We start from the raw sequence: 21,144 nt of genomic DNA on the forward strand, positions 1-21,144 counted from the left end.
CGCGGGTCGACTCACGGGACATCACCTCGACCTCTATCGTCGACCAACCTCATGAAACGGGAAAATCTCGTCCTGCACGCTTTTCAGACGCACTTTAGACGTGTACGAGAAGCGCTACGACCCGCTGTTTCCGGTGGTGTGCTTCGACGAGCGACCCTGCCACCTCATCGCGGACGTCAAGGAACGCGTTCCAGCTGCTCCTGGTCGTCTGGCTCGCTACGATTACTTGTACACGCGGCTCGCGACGCTCAACCTGTTTGGATTCCTTGAGCCGAAGACGGGACGCGTGGCGTTCGAGGTGACCGAGCGGCACACGAAGCGCGACTTCGCGCTCGCGATGAAGCGCTTGGTGGACGAGTTGTACCCGAAGGCCGTGATGATTCGCGTGGTGTTGGACAACTTGGCGATGCACAGCAAGGGCGCGTTGTACGAAGTGTTCGAGCCGAAGGAAGCGCGGCACATCGCACGGCGGTTGGAATTCCACTTCACACCGAAGCACGGTTCGTGGCTCAACGCGATCGAGTTGGAGTTCGCGGCGCTCACCAAGCAGGCGCTTGATCACCGCATTCCAAGCCGGGAGGAGTTGGAGCGAGTGGTGGGGATGTACGAGCGGGTACGCAACGAGCACGCGCGGAAGGTGCAGTGGGAGTTCAACACGGAAGCGGCCCGCTTGAAGCTGAGCCGCCTCTATCCGCTCACCTGACAAACCCTTCCTGACAAGCCAATTAGTGAACGCTTTGCGACCTTATGTGCGTTGTGAAGAGGAGTCAGTTCAGAGACTCCTTAACATCTCCAAATTTGCCAACCCTTTACTTTTTATCAGGGGTCAATCAAATGGACTAAAAATGGATTTAATGAGAATAGCTGCGTCGCCGTTGTCGTAAAGGGTGTTCATAGAAGAAGAAAACGGCATGCCGACACCCCAAGCAAGGTTATTGTTATTCAGTTGGCGACTGACCAGCGCCAGGGGAGCATCACCCATTCGTGCGCCTTGCTTGAAGTTGTATATCTTGCCAGGATTGGGCATTTCAAGTGCTGCTGCATACCTTAGCCTTGCATCAAGTCCGATCCAGATGTCGGTTCCCGCTGAATAGGATTTCCAGAAGCGCAGAGCTATAATTTCTTCTGGTGCATAAGAAAGCCAACGATTGCTGACGTATGGCTCGAGGGTCGCTTTCAGTAGACTGGGTACGATGAAGAAGAGTACTGCAATAAATGTAAGATAGTAACGTCTTGCTGCTAACGAAGGGCGTAGGATCTTGATCTTCTCGCCGACTCTGCTCAGTGCAAAGACAAACATTGGAGCCGCAAAAATAGTGAAATAAGTATATAGCCTAACTTGCAGATTTGTTCCTGCTGCCAATCCTACCAAGTCAATGATAACGGCAAATGCAAGCTGGATGGTTGTAGCAGCATAGAAAGCAGTCATCAGCATGAGGCGTTGCGAGTAGCCCTCGCCACCTCGCCACAGAGTGCGAACAGCCAAAATCCAACCAACGAAGGAACCTAGAAACAAAAGCCAACGGAACGAAGAAAGCCACAAGTAGATTCGAGAGCTCGCCCAATCAGAGGTGATAGTTGTATATGGATTGGATTCTGGAGTGAAAGAGAGGAATAGGGTCCCCACTTTCTCTATCGCCGTCTTTAACAGCGACAGATTCGATCCCGCCGCCGGATAAGCGTACCAAGCGATCAGGGCCACGATGATCCAGGAGGCAGCGACACTCAGGGTGAGTCTTTGTTGAAAGCGTGGCTGAATTTTTAATCGGCGAGGAAAGATTCGGGAGGCCAGAGAAAGTAGGAGGAGGGCTAAAGTAGAGGACACGATGAATGTAGAACCGAAGAACACATTGAGGGAAACAAGGCAGAAAGAGGTTGCATAGTACGTGATGACCCAGCCCAGAAATACTCCCCTTCGACTCATATCATGCATCGCACGAAAACTTGATATAACGGCTGCGACGCTCAGAAGAGTAAGGGAAATGGTAAGTTTTTCATGATTGCCCCTTAAAACAGTAAATAGAAGTTCTGGTACCAGAAACAGAGAGATGACTGCGGCTGTTGCGAGAGAATTCTTTTGAAAGAAGATTCTATAGAGGGCAAAGCCAAACAGTGACATGAATATCGTGCCAATCATGGGGCCGTAAATTTGTAGAAGTGTCTGAGGATCTATTCCTGTGAATCCATATAGTGTTGTGGCCCAAACTTGATAACCATAGCCGTGAGTATAGGCTCCTCTATAAACCAGCTTATGGAAGGTGATAACTTCGTTTATCGAGGTTGCGAAGGAGGCCGTGTCGTTTTCTGCCCATAATCCAAGATAACGTAGGCAGTAGTAAGCTCCAATAGACAGGGCAAGAAATATTATAATATAAGCATGTTGACTTTTATAACCCATATCTTCTCCAAATAATTGAAATTGCGACAATAATCGATGTCACTATAGAAAAAATGGTGCCTAGCCATACATAGTAAAGCGACCGATCTGGCATGTTGATACTTGCGGTCCTCTGGGGACCTACTTTTGGTAAGATAAAAGATGAAATTAAATCATCGTTCCAAAAGATGCGAACGGTTTGACTTTTGCGAGATTGACTGGGAACGAGTAGCTGAAAACTAGAATTTTTCGATGACGAAGTTTTTATTTCGGTATTGAAGATAAGGCGTTCGTCTGCCTCAATATGCATTGTTCCTGGCTCATGCAATGCGTTAGTTGCCTCGACAGATATGACTATGACGTAGCTGCCGAGCTTTTCCGAATAGGAGCGATCGTAGGAGATGGTGGGCGGATTTCGTTTTATATTAGAGAAGGTGACGTCTCCGTGCTTGTTGACGATTGCTACTCGACTATCTCCTGTGCGAGAGCGGTACAAGACGTACAAATTATCGTTACTAGTATACAAGTTATCGATCCCAGAGATACCAACCGACTTTGTCGTTCCGTTGAATCTACCCCACAACTCACTTAGATTGAACGTTGTCCTCGATTGATCGCCCACCGATAAAAAGGCATTCCAACTGCTGCGATCCTTGGGGATAGCAATGGTTGTGGAAGCTCTCATGGGAGGAGTAGTTTTGAAGATAATTCGATTGTTGCTAATAAGAAAGACTTTGTTTCTATAATGCAAAAGCTGCTCTTTACAATCGAATTTATCAACCTCTAATTGAACTTCGGAGAATAACGGAGCTCGACAGCGCTGAATGCTGTCAAACTGCCCGTCTTTATCGAGATCTTCGAATAAAAAGTATTCTCCTTGCTTGTCGTACCAATATCCTCGTTGCGCGTTTTTCAAGTGAATGAGGCCCGTGAAGCTACTTTTGTAGAGTTCGGGGAGTTTCGGCAAGCCGAAGTAGTACTCTCCTCGCGACCCTAGGGGGAGTGTCTTTGCTGTGTTTCCTCGCAAGATTAGATCGTTGGTTAGAATCAGCTTGGATAAGAAGAACGGTTCGGTCGAGCCGGATTTTGCCATTTCCCAAACAGCGTCGTCTTGTGCGCTGAAGTGATAGATGCCTTCGCTTCCAGCTATTCCGTCAAGGGAATGCACGAACGAGATCGCCTGCCACTTCGCTCTCACTATCCGAGATGGCAAGCTCTTGTAATTCTTCGCGATCGTGTCCTGGTCTGTACCGGGCTCGAATGGCCGTTCCAGCGAGGAGCTGAGACCGAGGCTATAACTCCACTTTCCCTCGTCCGCCGTTTTCCAGCTGTATCGAAAAGTCGTGCGGTTGAGATAATAAGGCGCCACTCCAAAGCGATCGCCAGCTTTGAAATTGCTTCCTCGAATGACGAGATCGGCGCTCCGCGAGGCTCCTGGCCTGAACCTGTAGAGCACGAAGGGATTTTCGAAGTTCTTCGTCTTGCTGGAAACAGAGTTGATTTGATACATGCCTGCCGTGTGAAAGCCGACGTATGGTCGAAACTCAAGGGTGTTGCTCAAGAGGCTGAAATAAATGGGGTTGGGATTCGCCTGGTACCAGTCTGGGCTTCGGCTACCTATGCCGAGATAGGGGAACGTCGGCATGAACGGAGCCGAGAGTTCGAGCGGTTTAGGAGTTTCGACTCTTTGGGCAAGCAGGTATCGGGGGAAGCCACGATTCGGGTACATGTCCTGCACCACGAAACCTTCTTCACGAAATGGAAGCCCGTCTACGTCCGCTGTTACTGTCCTGACGGTGTCGACTTGGCCATCGGCGTAGATACGGCCTCTGTCCGGGTCCTTGACTCCATCCGTGTAGATTTTCAGGTTGTAGTTCGGCCTTCCATCAACAATCCAGCCTTTCGTGACTTCCATCAGATACCGAGGAAACAACGCACTGTTCAAAAGCGCAACGCCACTCTTCTTGACGACGACTCCTAACGCCGGTTGTTCTGGACGGGTGTAGACGATGGTCGCGCGCTGCTTGCCGTCCAATTGCTCGAAGGAAAGCGCGAATCGAACGTTTCGAAGGTCGTTTAGTGCGAAAATGTACCAGCTATCGGAAGTATTACCCCAAGTCCATGGCATTTGGCCCTTCGGATCGGGAGATGGTGTCACGACCGTCGTGAAGACCTTGTGGCCGGCAATGCTTTCCTGCCAGGTCCTGGACTCGTAAGTCGCTGCGGCCGACGTGCTGGCGATGGCAAGGAATAGCAGAGAGAAAAGAGTACGTTTCATTGACCAACCTTGGAGGCGTAAAGCCGAAGAAGTTGTTGAGCAGTCCTGTCCCATGTGTAATTCGTTGCCTGTGACCGAGCACCGGCCGCCAGGCTTCCCCTCAAAGAAGCGTCGCCGAGCAGCGTTCGCAGCGCCTCCAGAAGCGCATGCTCATCGGCGGGCGGTACCAAAAGTCCCCCTCGGTCCGACACGACCTCGGAGAGGCCGCCGACCCGGGAGGCGATGACCGGAAGTCCCATCGACATACCTTCGGCGGCAACCAACCCGAATCCTTCCTGGCAGACGGAAGGAACTACGAGGACGTCGGCAGCGGCATAGACGGACGGCAAGTCTTTCGGCGCGACGAGTCCAAGCTCACGCACTTGATGGGAGAACGGCCGCAGATGCTGCTCGACCATGTCTTGATATTGGTCGTCACTTTCCCTGGGTCTCTCTCCTTGGCCCCAAAGCTTAGCGCCACCCGCTAAGGCCAAGATGACCCTGTCGCTTTCGAGGGCGAGTTGTTCGAAGGCATTCACGAGGTGAAGGACGCCTTTGTTCGCCGAGAACCCGCCTACGTAGAGAATGACGAAGTTTTCGTCCGTCACTTTCAGCGACCTTCGCGCGTCGTCCCGGTTTCCTCGCGCCTTCTCGACGATGTCCCTGCTATAGCTTCCTCCGTTGTGCACCGTCTTCACGGACTCGGAGGAGGCGTGCCTGCCGATGCTGCCTTTGAGATAATGGCTGACAGTCACGATAAGGTCGGCGTCTTGCTCGATGCGTTGCACATCGGCGATGCGGCCCTCCAACTGCGCGGCCGGGGCGTCGAGCAAATCGTTGTGGATGTGGGCGACTCGCAGGGGAGTACGAATGAAGCGCAGGTAGGGCTGGAGGTGTGTGTGAACGACGTCGAAGTGCTTTCGTCGGGTGTATAGGACGAGCGGAAGGTGTCGCGAGAAGTCGAGCGAGCGCCCGAGCAAGCGAATGTGAGCCCAAGGCGCGTGTCGTAGGCGAATCAGTTTGACTCCTTGCCATACCGCTTGCCACGACGTCTGGCCCACGCTAAGAAGCTCGACTTCGTGACCTTCTGCGGCTTGGGCCCTAGCTATTTCCAGCGCCGCTCGCGCCACCCCGCTCGTGGGCTCACGGTCTGGATCACGGGGAAGCCCTGCCACGCCGAGAACATGCAGGATTCGCATTTCACACGACTTCTTTTCGTGCAGTGGGTCCATGTAGAACACGGCGGAGGGCACGAACCAACGCGACCGACGTCAAGCGGAAGAGCTGCCTTCCTGCTTGCATGCGAGCCAAGTCCAGGAACGTCGCCCAAACCTCTCCGTATTCCCTTTGACTCAAGTTATAGATGGCGTGGCGGTAAAGGGAGTCGGAAATGAAGTTGCGTCTGTTCGCTGACATGACCATCGCGTCGTTTTCCGTCCCGACGAATTCTTTGGAAAAGCGCAATGCTCCCAAAGCCATTTCCTTGGCGCGCTTCCAAGTTGTCTGGCCAGCTTGCAAGCGCCAAGTTCCGAGCTCCTGCTCGATGAAATGAGCCTTCGGCTGATGTGCAAGGACATATACCCAGGTCGGGTAATCCGTGGTTGGCAAGTAGGAGGGTTGTTTGAATCCTTGCACGTTCTCCAAGGAGGAGCGAGTTACCATGCACGTAACGGCAGAAATTGGAAAGGAGCCTCGAAGATACTCTTGGCCTAAGCGATTGCTTCGCTCGAACTCGGCGATCGCTTTCCTATCGCTCGCATTGGGAATCATGCCGAGATCGGACTCGCCATTTCCGCTCACGGTTTTGCACACTCCGAATGTAAATTCATATTTTTCTTCCAAGTGATAGCGCGTTTGAACGGCGAGTTTGTCTTCTCGCCACAAGTCATCGCCATCGAGAATGGCGATGATGGCGCCATCACTATGGTCCATCATCCAGTTGTACGCGTCGGCAAGGGCGAAAATGCCCTTGTTTTCCCGTCGGTGGGGTTTGATGCGAGTATCGGCGCGCGCGTACTGCTGAACGACGTCCCACGTGCGATCCGTCGAGCCATCGTCGACGATGATCATCTCCCAGTTGCTATAAGTTTGGCGCAGCACGCTTTCGATGCATGGGCCGATGTAGGCTTCTTGATTGTATGTAACCGTGAAGATGCTGACACGCTCGTGTCGAGGCAGGGATTCAAGCACGGGGATGTGCTCCTTTCCTACCTATCTTGTCCGCGGCCACAAGCAGGGCGCGGTTCAAGACGAGGTAGATCGTGGAGAAGGCGGCGACGTAAAGGCAAAGTGCTAGAACCGCGTCGAGGATAGTATGGGCCTGGGCCAAACTGCTCGGGACGAGTTTGAAGAGTGCGATAGATCCAAGAACTGAAGCGACGCAAATGAAGAGGTGTTTCCCGTCGAAGCGCCAGGGTACGTCTTTCCTCGTTGAAAAGAACGTGAGCGCCGAGTACACCGAAAAGGCAACGGACGTTGTCGCGGCAGCGGCGAGCATTCCATAGCGAGGTATGAAAACCATGTTGAGGGCTATGTTGATCAATGCTGCGATTGCTACGAAAGCAAGCATTCTCTTGGTGTCCCTCTTCATCTCAAGGGGTTTGTGCCAGAACATTGAAGCATTCCAGATACAAAAGCCCAGTAGAATTATTATGTAAAATTCTACATTAACGTGATACTTGCGGTCGATAATAATGTAAGGCATGCTATTTCCAAATAGGATAGCCATTCCTATTGTAAAACATCCGATGACTGCGTAAATCGAAGTGGTTTTGCTTATAAGCACCTTTACTCTATCCATATCTAATTTTGCTGCCGCCTCCATGATTTGCGGAGCAAAGATATTGACTATTGGCGAGTTTATGGCGAGAAGTGGCAGGGACACAAGGCTGTAGTGTATGGAGTACAAGCCTACCTCGCCGGATCCCGAGTAATATTGTAGAATATAGCGATCGCTTATGTTGATCACCGTGTACATCAGCATCCAAAGTGATAGCGGAAAGCCGTAGTCGAGAAATTGTTTCAGCAACGCTCGAGAGTGGAGATTTACACGCGGTGCCAACAGCGGAACGCCTGCTTTCGCATAAAAAAGGGCGACGGTGCAAATGCTGGCAAGCGCGGTACCCAGCAGAATCGAGGCGACCCCAAAGTTCGTGAACCTAAGAAATAAGAGAGTGAAAACGAAAGAGGCAAACGACCCGGCTGTCATCGTCGCGTTATATAGATGATGACGTTTGCTGTAAATCATGAAAGACGCTATGTTCGTATTCAGTACGGCGGTTATCAGATATGCGATTCCCGAGAGATAATAGACTGCATCACTCGGCTTGAAGAGGCCAAATTGAAAGAGGAGGAGGGACGCGATTCCAATGACAAGAATGACTGCAAAGTTCGAAGCGGCAATGACCTCACCGATTCGGCCTTCTTCCGATCGGTTCAAGGCCTCGTGATAGAAACGATTCGTAGATTGTGACAACCATTGAGAAGTCAATACCAGAATTGGAGCGGCCACAGCCAAGGCAAGGCTGTAGCGGCCGTACTCGGCGGGCAAGAAAATGCGTGAATAGAGCGAAGTCGCGTAAATTGCCAGCAGACCGGGTAATATCGAGGACGCTAGGAAAGAGAGAATATTCGGTAGGCTTCCGCCCCTCACGCGTGAAAAGGCCGTCCTCAAGCTATGCAACTTCATTCCTTCAAGTTTCGTAGTCACTTAATTACCCTCGCGTTTCGTTGCTCGAACCCGATACTCGTTTCGACACGTCGCATACCTCAAGCACGCCCCATTCCTTGGAACAAATGCAAATACTGGTCTGCCGATCGTTTCCAAGTAAACTGCCGGGCATGCTGTCGACGTGCACTTACCGCTTCAGGACTCGGAGTGGTTTTCAACGCCCGCAGTACCGAGTCGGCAATGGCTTCGTCGCTGTTCGCCACCACATCACCATGCTTGCCCAGCAGCTCCCTCATAGGACCGCTTTCCAAGGTGATCACAGGTGCGCCCATCGCAAGAGCTTCCAGGAGAGGCAAGCCAAACCCTTCATATAAGCTGGTGGACACGTAGGCATCGGCTGCCGCATAACTGTGCATCAACAACTCGTCCGAAATAGAGTCCAGGAACACGACGTCCGTCTCCGGTTCTAGTCCTAACTCACCCATCGTGCGTAAGGTCCGGCCACGATGCTCCGCCGTTCCCGCCGATCCCACCTTCAGCAACTGCACATCGGGAATCACACTCTTGACGAGGCGTAAGACTCGCAAAAGCTGCGCTACGTTCTTGCGCTTCGTTTCAGTACCCACGTATAACAGAACGTGCGAAGCTTTTAGATCAGGCACCATCGCGCCAAGCGCCGACCGCGATGCCGCGCGATCGATCTCGCTCTCGAGAAATACCGAGCTGACTCCATTGGGAATTACATGGATTCGCTCACGAAGGGCGGGCAGTCGCGTGACGATTCTGTCCCTCGTAAACTCCGAGCAAACGACAATTCGATCCGCAAATCGTAGTGCGTGAAAATGCTGACGTACGAGAAAAGTACCTACGGCTCCCAGGTCTTTTCGATCGTCCGCGAAGTCAATCACGCCAACATCGTGAACGAGCACGACGCCTGGCAGCTTGCTTCGGCCCGCCAAGCAACTCGCCCCGGTCAATTGAGGCACGAATATCAAACTGCTCTGAGGAGGCAATTGCACTTGGAGAGGCAGGTTTTTCAGCAGTGGTACCGGCAAAGCTTTGAAAGACGCGGAAACTACTTTTTCCGTTTGCTCCCACTCTGCCGTCAATGCTCGAACGACTCGAGCGATGCCGCCTCGCTGTCCATACCGATCAAGGCCGGCGACGGCGATCCGAAGAGGATGCTCGCCGCTTGATCGACGGTGTGACGTCACCACGTCGAGCGCCTTCGAAGAGCATCGGCGCCAGCTTTAAGTGCAGCCCACTGATCGCCCATCAAGTGCAGCAAGCTGCCTCGAACGCTCACCTTCAACCTGGCGCGTCGTTGCAGGCCGACGCGATTCAAGACGGCGTGGAGTGCGGCGAGGATTGCACCAAGACCAAGCCAGCGGACTCCGAATAGTCCCGCCAACAAACCGCCGAGCAGTGCATAAGGCATCACCAACGTGCGTTGCACGGCCCTCACCTCAGCCTCCGCTCCATACCTTGCACCCAACACCAAGGCGTTGCGTACCCAGCGACCCTGCTTGTGCGCGTATGTACGAAGGTCGGCAGGGTATTCGCTGGGAATAGGATGTCCAGGCACGAAGTAAACCGTGTGCCCGTGAGCGATAAGCTCCTTCGCGAGGGTGTAGTCCGTTCCGGACGGAGCGGGCACCTCCAGGGCTCGCGTAGATTCGAGGACCTCGCGCCGCACCGCCGCGTGTCGTCCGAGAATTCCATCGGTGGGCTCGAACGACTCGGGCTGCGTCGCGCGCTCGACCGCCCAGTGTGAACGGACCAGGCCCACCTGCATTTGCGAGTCAAGCGGCCTCGACGCTCCGGTGACTACGTCTGCCCGACCTTCCACCACGGGATGCAACAGATTGTGCAGAACGTCGTCGTTCGGGCGGCAGTCGATGTCCGTCAGATAGATGATTTCGCCGGTCGAGCAGGCCAAGCTTTTTTCGAGCGCTCGTTGCTTGCCTTCGCCGGGCAGTTGCTCCAGCACGAGCACGTCCGCTGACGACAAGGCCTTTGCGATCTCGAAGCCTTCATCACGGCCACCCACACACAGCACCAGTTCTTTGTGAGGATACGAGAGCGCTCGATAAGCCGAGACGAACGCTTCGATGTCCTGACGCCCGTTCCATGCCGGAACAAGGAACGAAACCTTCGGTGTGTTCCGAGGAGGTTCCCAAGTAAGGCGTGGAGAAGGCGGGAATGGAGGAGCTTGCATCTTTCTCCAATGCAACGTTGCCATGCCCGCCAAAAGGGCGGGGACGAGCCACTTCATCGGATCTCCAGAAGGCGGTGCGTTTCGGCCCAAGGTCTGCTTTTTTGCCATCGGTACAACTCCTCACCGCCAGCGCTGGTGATCGTCAAGTCAAGGGATGTTTCTGTCATCACGGCGTTTCGTCCCCAACAACGAACGTCGAGGTGGGTGCGAGCGACGGTCGCCTGAGGGAGGGGCATGTCCCTGGGAAGCATGGCCGACAGCAACCGTAGAACCTTGTCGTTCCAGCCGACCACAGGCAGGAGATCGCGGTAGTCGGGCCTTCCCGGCAAGCTCCGTTGGGAAATTTGTTGCTTGAAGCCCTCGGCCGTGGGGAAGGCCCCACTTGCAAGCTGCGCCGTCAACAACCGGGTGAGCGCTTGACGGGGGGGCGTTTTTTCAAGGGCCCTGTATGCCAAGAGGATGTCGGCGACTCCGGCCGTCCAGCGTGGCCAACTGGCTTGCCGACCGGAGGTGTAGACGATTTGCGGCCAGCTTCCATCTTCGTGCATCGTCTTGTCCACGAAGCCGAAAATCGCTTCGGCCGCGCCCGCATACGTGCGGTCGCCGAGAATGGTGGCCGCCTCGACCAAAGGCGGAATGCAGCGCGCATTGTAGTACGGGAAAAAGCGCCCGTCACCTTCGCCAGCTTCCGGCGCGTACTGATGAACCGCGCCTTCGAATTCTCCGCGTTCGACCATGTAGCAGATAACGTCGTTCAAGGCGCTCCGTACGAACGGTTCATAGCGTTCGTCGCCGGTCAGTTGCTGGTACGCGAGCATGGCATGAGCCAAAGTGGCAAGTTTGTTAGGTACGCGCCCACGAATTCCAGGACGGTCGTTGAATCCCTTGCCGTCCCACAACGACTCGACAAGCCGGTCGAGGTTGCGAGCGGCGGTCGAGAGCGCCCGCTCCCGGTCGGGTAGGAGATGGTGCGCCTTGAGCAGACCGAGCGTCGCCGCCGCTTCGTGCGGCGTTCCAAGGAACCCGGGATTGATTTCGAACTGCGAAGCCGTGTACGAACCGTCTTGACGCTGTCCGTCGGTCAAGTCAAGAGCAGCACGCACGGCGCGGTCAGCGAAGCGCGAGTCCCTGGTGCGAGCGTACGCGGTGGTATATCCGATAAGAAGGCCTTCATAACGCCAATCCAATCCAGGGCCGACAAACTGAAGCCGGTTTTGCCACCAATGGGCGACGGGGCCGCCGTACCCCCCAGGCTGGCGAGTCGATTCCAGCCATGCGTCCAGGTTGACGAAGGCACGTGCGAGCGCGAAGTCGCTCATGCAGGCTCCCACACGGTGAGCGTGTAGCGAGCCGGGGTCAAGCCCGCGTACGCGAAGTCCCGTCGCATGGCGAAGTGAGCTCTGTCGGCAAGATCCGGCCGTGAAGCAAGGTATGCCATGCGGATCGGGATGCCCCAAGCCAGCGCCCTCCACGTCAAGACCGAACGCACTTCGAGACGACGCCAATTGGAAAGCATTGGCCGCCAACGCAGTGATGGTGAAGCGAGAACGCCACCAGTAATGGTATACACGCGGCAAACGCCTTGAGACGGCGCCTCGTGGGAAGCTCCCAAAACGAGCGCCTCACGTCCGGCTCCGCGGCCGCTGAGTTGTGCCCGCAATTGCACGTCGGGTTCAAGGAACGTCGGGAGCCCGCGTAGACGCAACCGACTGACACCTTGCCGATAAGCGTCCGCGAAGATGAAGTCCAGCAAGTGGGACCAAGCGAGTTGGTCAGCACCCACGGCCGCAGGGAAAGCGCTTTCGTGCACGCCTTCGAAGGTTGTGTTCATGCTTTCGTGTCCTGCCATTCACGGCCGACGCCGGTGGAGGGAACGACTTGCTCGTACAACTGCTCGAGCTCGTCGCCGATCACGTTCCAGTCGTATTTGCTGTGCACTTTCACTCGGCCGCGCTCGCCCATGGCGTGAGCCAAGGTGGGTTGCGACAGCAAGGTCTCCAGGGCGCTCGCGAGCGCGCCTGAGTCGCCGGGTGGGACGAGGAGACCGTCGTGCCCGTGTTGCACGACCGTCCGCACCCCTGGCAAATCCGTGGCAATGACGGCTGTTCCCGACGCCATCGCCTCGATCAGGACCATGCCGAAAGCCTCGCCTTGCGTCGTGCTGGGAAGAACCGTCACCGTGGCTTGCGCGTACAACCGCGCGAGCTCATCAAGTGGAACGCGACCGGCGAACTCCACGCGGCCTGGCGCGACCTCTTCGGCCAAACGCTCGTACTCCGCTCGCATGTCGCCGTCCCCCACGATGACGGCACGGCGAGGAAGGCTTCGCATCGCTTCGATCAGGACGGCTACGCCTTTGAAGTGGTGCGCCCTGTCCAAACCGCCGACGAACAGCGCGAAGGACTCGGCACTTTTCTCGGCCGGCCGGAAGGCGCGGGTGTCGACGCCGTTCGGCAACACACGAACTGCTGCGGCCCGAGACTTGGTTCGCCAGAATAGGGAGTGCTGCGCGTAATCAAGGGAGGTTCCCACGAGCAAACTCGCTTGGGACAGCACGGTGGGCTGCGCCGTGTTGTTGTACACGTCGAACAATCGGCCGCGAAGACCTCGCGCGATCAAGTCGTTGTGGTAAGTCACCACGAGCGGAATGCGGTGCTGCCGAGCGGCAAGGACGGTGAGTTCCGCGCCGAAGATAAAGGGGTAGTGCAGGTGAATGACGTCGAACCCTTGCAACTCCGTTATTAGGCGTGGCGTCAGTGGTGCATTTCCCACGCGAAACGTGACAGGCAAACGGCGAACATCGAATGGAAACGAAAGCTCATGATCGCGCTTTGTGCTCGCGGTGAAAACGACCACGTCGTGGCCTCGTTCGTGCAGCAACCTCGCGTTGTGGTAAGCGACATTTCCAGTTCCTGCCCAGTATGGAGGAAAGGTGGCGGTGACATGGGCGATCTTCATCGAACGAACCTCGGGCGTGTGACGCGGTACAACGGCGTGACGAGACGATTCAACGCGGCGGCGGTGTTCGCGGCCATGAGTTGATCGAGAGGCAACGCGACTTCGGCATGCTCGAGGAGCACGTTGTCTGAGGCCCGTCGGCTTCGCTGAACTCGACTACGTTCTCGGCGCAGGGAATGCCACGAAGTGAACAGATCTCGGTAAGACTGCCCTTTGGCTCGGGCATACGACGAGTTGCGCAAGGCAAAAACCCACGTGGCTGCCTCTGTCAGCAGCAGGCCGGGCAATAGCTGAACCAAGGTACGCGTCGAAAAAACCTTGAGGAAGGTCATGAGACGATTTCGTTCCATGAAGCGGAATTTCCTGGGAGACATCCCGAGCGTGTAGTGGTGCACGACTTCGGCCTCGGCGTCACACAACAGCTGATAACCCAACAGCCGCGCTCGCAAAGACAAGTCGGTGTCCTCGTGGTACATGAAGTATCGCTCGTCGAACCCCCCGAGTGCCCGAACGACATCGGTCAAAGCGAGAATGGCCGCGCCAGAAAGAAGGGGAGTTTCGTGTAGACCGCGTATGCTCGCTGCGGGCTGCGAAAGGGCTCGACAAGTTGTAATGCCGGTGAAGTGCATGCTGTTGCCGCACGCGTTGATGGTGCCGTCCGGTTGCAGCAGCTTCGGAGTTATCAAGGCGTTCGGATGATCGCGAGCCGTGGACAGAAGACGCTTTAGGCACTCTGGAGACGCTTCCGTGTCAGGATTGAGGAACAAGACCCAAGTACCTGTCGCATGGCGCAGCCCGAGATTGTTTCCCCCCGCGTACCCGGTGTTCGCCGCGTTGAGCAGGACACGAACTTTCGGATGGTGCGCGGTCAGCCACTCGGCGACGCCGTCCCGTGTGTGGTTGTCGACCACGATGAGTTCTATATCTTGGACGTTTTGCGCGTACAGCGAAGGCAAGCACAACTCTAGATCTGCACGGCTGTCGTAGGAAACGATAATGATGCTTAATACCGGGTTCGACACGTTATTGCCCTTGAAGTTTCATGTAATGAGAGACGAAGCCGTGTACAACCCGACGCGGCCTTCAGTTGTGGCGATCGAGATGTCTCTGCCCCTAAGCGTGGGCGTCTGGCGCCGACACACTCCTTGTACAGCCTGAGAAGGAGTAGGAGAAAGACGGGGCGACACGCGGTCATATTAAGGCACGATGAAGGTGTTTGGATTTGTAAAGCTGGAGTGGGCTCTCAGAAAGTAGCCGGGAAATCTGATAAGTATATTAGAAAAAATGAGCTGGCTTGCCACAAAATTGGGCAAGCCAGCTCATTTCATAAAAAGGGGATCGACAAAATGGGATTCGATGGTCTCCGCCCCAGGACGAAGCTCCACAACTTCGCTCAACAGGTGCCGGCGCGGCCGGGGTCCTCACCCCTGAGATTACTTTTGCGCAAGCAGAGAGCGTTGCTCGAGGGTGTGAACCACATCCTCGTGCATTCGGTCTGCGAGTTTTTGAAGGCTGTACAACAAGATCCCTGTTACGGCGGCGACGGCTCCACCCAGCAGGAGGATTGCCATCAGGATCGCACTGCCAACTGCGAATTGTTGTGTTGCCTGTTGAATCTGGAGGATGCGCATCCCTAAGAGCAGGCCGGTAATCATCAGGACGAAGCCCGGGAAGCAGAAGAAGGCGATCGGACGACGACGCGCCACCAAGCTCAGCATGGCGTCGAGTACTTGCAGTCCATGAACGACCGGGTTGCGCTTGTTGCCGTCGAGGTAGTGAACGTGAATGGGCGCCTCTTTGACGACAAGACCGGAGTTTTTGAAGAGAAACTGCATCTCCGACTCGACGGACAGCCCCTGCGTACGAAATGACAAGCTTTCGAGGGCGTTGGGGGAGAAGGCACGGTATCCGCTTTGGGAGTCGGTCACCCAAACGCCACTCGTGACGTTCGTCGTCAAGGTCAATGCATGCTGCCCGACCTGCCGCCACGCGGGAATCTTGCTTTTGACGTCTAGAAAACGAGAACCAACGACGACGTCGGCTTCACCACTAAAAATTGGTTGTACGAGCGTAGGAATATCCTTGGGGTCATGCTGTGTGTCGCCGTCAAGGCAGACGATAGCGCGTGGCAGCAAGGCTTTTGCAGCGTTGAAACCGCTGTTCAGCGCTTGCGCTTTCCCCTTGTTCACTCCATGGCGGACAACGGTCGCGCCTGCTTGCTCGGCGAGAATCGCCGTGCGATCGCTCGAGCCGTCATCGACGACAATTACGTACTGAGCGTATTCTTTCGTTGTGAGGACAACGCTGGCAATGAAACGCTCCTCGTTGTAGGCAGGGATAATGGCGACGACACCCGTGCAGTCGAAAATGTCCGAATTTTCGAGGTCTGCCAGGTATGAGTCTGTGGTCAGGAGAAGAGAAGTGGCAACAGTCATCGTTTCCTCGTTTCTGTTTCGCGCAGGGATAAGGTGCGACGCTATTCCTTAGCCGTTTGCTGGTCGCCTCGGCATGAGCTGAAACCCCGGCGTGCATTAACGCTCCTTTACCTTACCAAGTTTTAAGCGTGTTGTATGAAAGTCTCACGAATCGCCCACTAGACAACCTTTTTGTTAACTTTCCCATAATCTTCGGAGGGTCACCTACCGGGCTCTAACGGGTGAAACAAAGCTAACGGTCCTCGGAACGAGAGCAAGGCAAGGCCGCCCGGTAACTTCGGGCGGCCTTGCCTTGCTTTCCTATAAGCCGAGCGTTATTTGCACTTCAGTTGCTTGGCCGCTTCCGTAATGCTTCCCAATTTGAACGTATCCGTGAACGCCTGCCCTCGGGAGTTGTTGACTTGGAACTTGACTTGCTGGAAGCTGCCTGCCTGACCCAAGAACGCGGTGACCATGCTGGGAGGCACGTAGGCCCATGTCCCTCCGAAGCTCAACGCGAACGTGAAGCTCGTGGCCTCTTGATCATCGAACTTCCACGACATCTCGTAAGTCCCAGGGCCGAGGTAGGTGACCGGATCGAACGCGACGGCAAGTTGGTTGTCTTGGCAGCTCAAAATCATCGACGACGCGGCGTTGTTCAAGCCATCCGTGAAGGCGATGAGGGGATCGATATTGAATACTCCCTCGTTGCTGAAAACGTTACCCTTCCAATTGAAGAGGGTGAAGTCTCCAACCGACGCACGTTGAGCCGATGCGAGGGGAGAAAGGGCAAGGAGAGCGAGGACGGCAAGAGAACCTTTCATGTGTTCCTCCTTCACTGTTGTAACATAGTTTGCTCATCGTATGGTACGAACGCACGGAAGACCCTAGCCATGCTTATCCAAGAGCGCCCGCTCGGTAGAACCGGGCCTCAAGCCTATGGCCTCCTCACTTCTTTCAGCCGTGCCGCCTCTCCACCGGTCAGAAACAAGGACATTTGCTGAAACCAGGCGTCGTCGGAGAGCAAGAAAGCAAGACCTCGAAGAGTGTATTCTGCTTCCTGACATGCTCCGCCGTGCTCCACGCCTTTGAAGCCGCCCTCATAGCCCTTAGCAAGGTTGACGATGATCTATAAACCCGTAGAACAAGTGATCGTGACGGACTTGGAGGATGAGCTCGTTCTGCTCGACCCGTCAACTCAGGCAATGTTCAGTTTGAATCGTGTGGGGCGTTGGCTGTGGCAAGCCCTTCCGGCGTCGCGCGAATCGTTGGAGCGCCAGCTGGCCGATTCGTTCGGCATCGACGCCACGACCGCGTCGAGGGATGTTGGCGCCGTGCTTTCCGCGCTGCTGCAAGCACATCTGATCGAGGTCCATGGCTGACGATTGGTCGGGGAACGTCATGGGACGCCCGTTTCGGATAGAGGGCTTGCCAGGCGGTCCGTCCAAGTGGCTCCAACGACAGTGGAACCGCCCCTACCTGCACGCATCCTCCATCGACTACCGAGTCGTCGTTCGATCCGGTCAACTGGCGCTATCTCCCGATAGTGCGCGCATGGTGACTCTTCCTTCGCCGGAGGGAGAGCTCGTGGTGTTCGCCACTCCACACGGCTTCACCTTCCTCGAAGGGAACGATGGCGTCCGTTGCATCCATGGTCCCGAGGGAACTGAAATGCAGGTAACTTGTCAGCCTCGACCGACCATACGCCTCCTTCGGGCCGTGCAATTGGGGATCACCGAGGGGTTGCGGCGAAGCGGCCTTTTGCCATTGCATGCCTCGGCCGCTCAGGATGCCGCCGGCGTGCAAGCCTTTCTCGGACCGAGTGGCCGAGGAAAGAGTACGACTGTCCTCCACGCCATACAGCGAGGCTGGCGGCTTGTCTGCGAAGACACGATGTGGTGTGATCCGGAAACCTTGCGGGTGTGGGGGATCGACGACGCATTGCGGTTGCTTCCCGACAGCCTGGGAAAGCTGGGCGTCGCGATCGATTCCTCATGGTCCGTGGGTAGCGACGGCAAGACAGAGGTGCCGTTCGCTGCATTACCCATTTCAGCCCAACCGACGGGAACGCTCACTCGGGTGAGCGTTCTGAGGCGTGATCCGGCCGCTATGACGGGGTACTCGCCTCTTTCGTCTCGAGAGGCCGTTCTGGCGCTTTGGGATGCGATCGGTCTCCCGTTGTCGCCTGAAACGGGACACGCGACGAGTGGGTACATCGCGAGGGTGGTACGGAGCGTCGAGCTGAGCACGCTCGTACTGGGCAAAACACCGCTTCACTTCTGAGCCGTCTCGCTTAGTCTAGACGAATCCTTCCGGTACGAAGTAAATCTTGGCCGGGTCTTTCGAGCTTGAAGAGAACATCTAAACTTCGTTTTTTGCGCTTGACGCCCCGCATCGGCGAAAAATTCGGCTGCTCTGGCGTGCCACACCCGGAGAATGAGAAGCGAAAGCGGGAAGTTCAGAAAATACGCTGCCAGACGCAGTAGATCAATTAAATGAAGCTTTGCTTCAGTTGATGGACCGAAAATGAGTAAACAGTGTACTTTTTGTGGAGGCCTGTGGTAACTTACTAAAGAGACTTGGTAGGAAGCGACGAAACTCGTGACGAGATCGGTCACCGGTCACGGGTGGAGCTAGTGGTGAGCCCGGCCCGCCAATGCGCTCGACGGCATTCAAGGACACACGCTCTGTGCTGCCGTGAACTTCCAGCCTTCCGTTCATGCTTCGTCTCCAACGGTTGGAATGAGATTCGGTAAGTTCGCACATTTTGTCGTCTTGAAGCAGCTGAGCTCATTTCCAGGAGGACGTATGAAACGGAACCACAAGCTTCTCAGTGTGCTGCTCACGGTCGGATTGGTGGCCTGCGGCCAGCCCGCGCTTCCAGCACTGACTGGGTCTGCCCCGGCGGCCTCACAGCCGTCCAACCTTCCCGGCGCGCAACTGAGCGCAACGCGACAGCTCGGCTTCGTCCAGCTGAGTTTCAGCGACATCATGGGTGACTTGAAGGCTGGCGCCCACGTGTCCGACGGTGGAGCCTTCAGCTCTCAGAGCCTCACCCAGCAGCCCAGCGTTGGCGTCACGCTCCTGAAGAAAGGCGTGACGATCGTCGGAAACTTCCGATACATCTGGGGCACCTACACCATCACGAACAACACCACGGCGCCCGTCACGAACTTGACCCTGCTGGGCGTCAACCGCAGCACCTACAACGGCGGCTCGTCCGTCTCGAGTGCGACGCTCGTCTCGGGCGACCCCGCCAGCGATCAAGTTGTATGGCAAACGGCTCCCTCGCAAGCCGTGCTCTCCGACGGCAGCATCGACCCGGCGCGCGCCGACTTCGTCGCATACAACGAAAGCGACATCACCGACTCCATCAAGCAGTACGCCGCCAGCCGCACGATTCCGATCACCACCGTCTTCCCGTTCGGCTTCGTCGCTCGCTCGGGCACGACCCCGACGGCGACCGCCTCCCGGTCGATCGCGGCCGGAGCGACCGGAACGTTGACCGTCTCCTTCCGCGTTCCCGCCAGCACCAACCTCAATGCCTTCAACTGGAACGGCATCATCCTCGTCGACTCCAGGGCCCGCGTGGCACGCGGCGTGCAAGAAGGCCAAATCAGCGCGGACGGAGTCTCGGGTCGCGCCGATAACGTTCCGACCAGCGAAGTGGATGTCGCGCTGCTCGGCCAAGACACCAACCAGGCGAACTGCGTGACGCCGTCGAAGTGCACGACGATCCGCATCGATGACGTGCGAATCGCCGGCGGGCCTGGAACCAACGTTCAGACCGTCACCCTGCTTCCCCATCCCATCTTCGTTGACCCCGGCACGTTGACGACGAACGAGCAAGAACTCCTCGCGGTCACGTTCAGCGCCTCCGACACGTCGGGGACGCCCTCGGTCTTCACGGCCGAGGAACCCCTGCCCGCAGGCGCGACGCTGCTTCCCTCCGGAGCGTTCTCGTGGACGCCGACCGGAAGCCAAGCGGGATCGTACACGATCAAGATTCGCGCCACGAACGGCAACGGTTCGTACACGGTCCTGACGAAGCAGATCACGGTGGTCGACAACACCGCGCCCGTATTCAACACCATCAACAGCCCGGCGTCGGTCAACGAGAACGCTGCGGTCAGCTTCCCCGTCAGCGCGACGGATGCCGACAACGACACGCTCACCTACGACGCGGTGGTCGTCACGCAAAACGGCACGGCGGCCCTCTCGACGATCGGCGCGACGTTCAGCGGCGGCACGTTCAACTGGACGCCGTCGTTCACGCAGTCCGGCTCGTACACCATCCGCTTCAAGGCCAGCGACGGCACCACCGAGACGACGAAAGACGTGACGATCAACGTCACCGACGTCAACCGCGCACCAACGCTCAACACCATCACCACCCCGCAAGCAGTGAACGAAGGCCAAGCGCTCAACTTCACGGTGAGTGGCAGCGACGCCGACAACGACACGCTCACCTACGACGCGGTAGTCGTCACGCAAAACGGCACGGCGGCCCTCTCGACGATCGGCGCGACGCTTAGCAGCAGCGGGGCGTTCAGCTGGACGCCGTCGTTCACGCAATCCGGCTCGTACACCATCCGCTTCACGTCCAACGACGGCAAGACGAGCAGCCAAGCGCAAGACGTGACGATCAACGTCGGCGATGCCAACCGCGCGCCCGTGTTCAACACCATCAACAGCCCGGCGTCGGTCAACGAGAACGCTGCGGTCAGCTTCCCCGTCAGCGCGACGGATGCCGACAACGACACGCTCACCTACGACGCGGTGGTCGTCACGCAAAACGGCACGGCGGCCCTCTCGACGATCGGCGCGACGTTCAGCGGCGGCACGTTCAACTGGACGCCGTCGTTCACGCAGTCCGGCTCGTACACCATCCGCTTCAAGGCCAGCGACGGCACCACCGAGACGACGAAAGACGTGACGATCAACGTCACCGACGTCAACCGCGCACCAACGCTCAACACCATCACCACCCCGCAAGCAGTGAACGAAGGCCAAGCGCTCAACTTCACGGTGAGTGGCAGCGACGCCGACAACGACACGCTCACCTACGACGCGGTGGTCGTCACGCAAAACGGCACGGCGGCCCTCTCGACGATCGGCGCGACGCTTAGCAGCAGCGGAGCGTTCAGCTGGACGCCGTCGTTCACGCAATCCGGCTCGTACACCATCCGCTTCACGTCCAACGACGGCAAGACGAGCAGCCAAGCGCAAGACGTGACGATCAACGTCGCG

The 21,144-nt window shown here is 56.5% G+C and carries 15 protein-coding genes; 3 read left to right on the plus strand and 12 right to left on the minus strand.

The window, feature by feature from the left end; all coding sequences use genetic code 11:
* Nucleotides 1-64: 64 nt before the first annotated feature.
* On the plus strand, nucleotides 65-703 hold the full coding sequence (locus tag DES52_RS02450; RefSeq protein WP_110885210.1) for an IS630 family transposase: 639 nt from the start codon (nucleotides 65-67) through the stop codon (nucleotides 701-703).
* Nucleotides 704-826: 123 nt separating this feature from the next.
* Here the strand turns inward: DES52_RS02450 and DES52_RS22470 are convergent, their stop codons facing one another.
* The 12 genes from DES52_RS22470 to DES52_RS02510 form a co-directional block, all read right to left on the minus strand.
* Nucleotides 827-2,428: a hypothetical protein gene (locus DES52_RS22470; protein ID WP_146237166.1), complete on the minus strand. Its 1,602-nt coding sequence runs from the start codon at nucleotides 2,426-2,428 to the stop codon at nucleotides 827-829.
* Nucleotides 2,388-4,655, minus strand: coding sequence for a hypothetical protein (locus DES52_RS02455; RefSeq protein ID WP_110885211.1), 2,268 nt, complete (start codon nucleotides 4,653-4,655; stop codon nucleotides 2,388-2,390). Before DES52_RS02455 ends, DES52_RS22470 begins: the two co-directional genes overlap by 41 nt.
* Nucleotides 4,652-5,866 carry a glycosyltransferase family 4 protein gene (locus DES52_RS02460; RefSeq protein ID WP_245900678.1) on the minus strand — a complete coding sequence of 405 codons (1,215 nt, stop codon included), beginning with the start codon at nucleotides 5,864-5,866 and terminating at the stop codon, nucleotides 4,652-4,654. The genes DES52_RS02455 and DES52_RS02460 overlap by 4 nt, the downstream gene beginning before the upstream one ends.
* Nucleotides 5,835-6,824: a glycosyltransferase family 2 protein gene (locus DES52_RS02465; RefSeq protein ID WP_170130855.1), complete on the minus strand. Its 990-nt coding sequence runs from the start codon at nucleotides 6,822-6,824 to the stop codon at nucleotides 5,835-5,837. Before DES52_RS02465 ends, DES52_RS02460 begins: the two co-directional genes overlap by 32 nt.
* Entirely contained in the window at nucleotides 6,817-8,322 is a 1,506-nt protein-coding gene (locus tag DES52_RS02470) for an oligosaccharide flippase family protein (RefSeq protein WP_110885214.1), read from the minus strand. The genes DES52_RS02465 and DES52_RS02470 overlap by 8 nt, the downstream gene beginning before the upstream one ends.
* Nucleotides 8,323-8,402: 80 nt before the next feature.
* Nucleotides 8,403-9,521 (minus strand): glycosyltransferase, encoded by a 1,119-nt coding sequence (locus tag DES52_RS02475; RefSeq protein ID WP_110885215.1) that lies wholly within the window; start codon nucleotides 9,519-9,521, stop codon nucleotides 8,403-8,405.
* Nucleotides 9,515-10,630, minus strand: a complete 1,116-nt coding sequence (locus DES52_RS02480; RefSeq protein WP_110885216.1) for a glycosyltransferase family 2 protein — start codon at nucleotides 10,628-10,630, stop codon at nucleotides 9,515-9,517. The genes DES52_RS02475 and DES52_RS02480 overlap by 7 nt, the downstream gene beginning before the upstream one ends.
* Nucleotides 10,576-11,841, minus strand: coding sequence for a hypothetical protein (locus DES52_RS02485; RefSeq protein WP_110885217.1), 1,266 nt, complete (start codon nucleotides 11,839-11,841; stop codon nucleotides 10,576-10,578). Before DES52_RS02485 ends, DES52_RS02480 begins: the two co-directional genes overlap by 55 nt.
* A gap of 508 nt (nucleotides 11,842-12,349) precedes the next feature.
* A complete protein-coding gene (locus DES52_RS02495; RefSeq protein WP_110885219.1) occupies nucleotides 12,350-13,480 on the minus strand; it encodes a glycosyltransferase family 4 protein in 1,131 nt (376 codons plus the stop codon).
* A complete protein-coding gene (locus tag DES52_RS02500; protein ID WP_110885220.1) occupies nucleotides 13,477-14,502 on the minus strand; it encodes a glycosyltransferase family 2 protein in 1,026 nt (341 codons plus the stop codon). The genes DES52_RS02495 and DES52_RS02500 overlap by 4 nt, the downstream gene beginning before the upstream one ends.
* A gap of 411 nt (nucleotides 14,503-14,913) precedes the next feature.
* A complete protein-coding gene (locus DES52_RS02505; protein ID WP_110885221.1) occupies nucleotides 14,914-15,915 on the minus strand; it encodes a glycosyltransferase family 2 protein in 1,002 nt (333 codons plus the stop codon).
* A 314-nt stretch (nucleotides 15,916-16,229) separates the two neighbouring features.
* Complete coding sequence (locus DES52_RS02510) at nucleotides 16,230-16,718, minus strand: hypothetical protein (protein ID WP_110885222.1); 489 nt, start codon at nucleotides 16,716-16,718, stop codon at nucleotides 16,230-16,232.
* Between the two features lie 300 nt (nucleotides 16,719-17,018).
* Here DES52_RS02510 and DES52_RS02515 point away from each other — a divergent pair, with 300 nt between their 5' ends.
* Together DES52_RS02515 and DES52_RS22765 are read left to right on the plus strand one after the other, a co-directional pair.
* Nucleotides 17,019-17,276 (plus strand): PqqD family protein, encoded by a 258-nt coding sequence (locus tag DES52_RS02515; RefSeq protein WP_110885223.1) that lies wholly within the window; start codon nucleotides 17,019-17,021, stop codon nucleotides 17,274-17,276.
* A 1,426-nt stretch (nucleotides 17,277-18,702) separates the two neighbouring features.
* A partial coding sequence (locus DES52_RS22765) for an Ig-like domain-containing protein (protein WP_170130858.1) occupies nucleotides 18,703-21,144 on the plus strand: 2,442 nt, incomplete at its 3' end.

It is taken from the genome of Deinococcus yavapaiensis KR-236 (assembly GCF_003217515.1).
Classification (GTDB): domain Bacteria; phylum Deinococcota; class Deinococci; order Deinococcales; family Deinococcaceae; genus Deinococcus_A; species Deinococcus_A yavapaiensis.

Excerpts from the sequence above, each read along its gene's own strand:
- DES52_RS02455 (WP_110885211.1), bottom strand. The coding sequence starts at position 4,655 with ATGAAACGTACTCTTTTCTCTCTGCTATTCCTTGCCATCGCCAGCACG.
- DES52_RS02460 (WP_245900678.1), bottom strand. The coding sequence starts at position 5,866 with ATGGACCCACTGCACGAAAAGAAGTCGTGTGAAATGCGAATCCTGCAT.
- DES52_RS02470 (WP_110885214.1), bottom strand. The coding sequence starts at position 8,322 with ATGAAGTTGCATAGCTTGAGGACGGCCTTTTCACGCGTGAGGGGCGGA.
- DES52_RS02480 (WP_110885216.1), bottom strand. The coding sequence starts at position 10,630 with ATGGCAAAAAAGCAGACCTTGGGCCGAAACGCACCGCCTTCTGGAGAT.
- DES52_RS02485 (WP_110885217.1), bottom strand. The coding sequence starts at position 11,841 with ATGAGCGACTTCGCGCTCGCACGTGCCTTCGTCAACCTGGACGCATGG.
- DES52_RS02495 (WP_110885219.1), bottom strand. The coding sequence starts at position 13,480 with ATGAAGATCGCCCATGTCACCGCCACCTTTCCTCCATACTGGGCAGGA.
- DES52_RS02505 (WP_110885221.1), bottom strand. The coding sequence starts at position 15,915 with ATGACTGTTGCCACTTCTCTTCTCCTGACCACAGACTCATACCTGGCA.
- DES52_RS02510 (WP_110885222.1), bottom strand. The coding sequence starts at position 16,718 with ATGAAAGGTTCTCTTGCCGTCCTCGCTCTCCTTGCCCTTTCTCCCCTC.
- DES52_RS02515 (WP_110885223.1), top strand. The coding sequence starts at position 17,019 with ATGATCTATAAACCCGTAGAACAAGTGATCGTGACGGACTTGGAGGAT.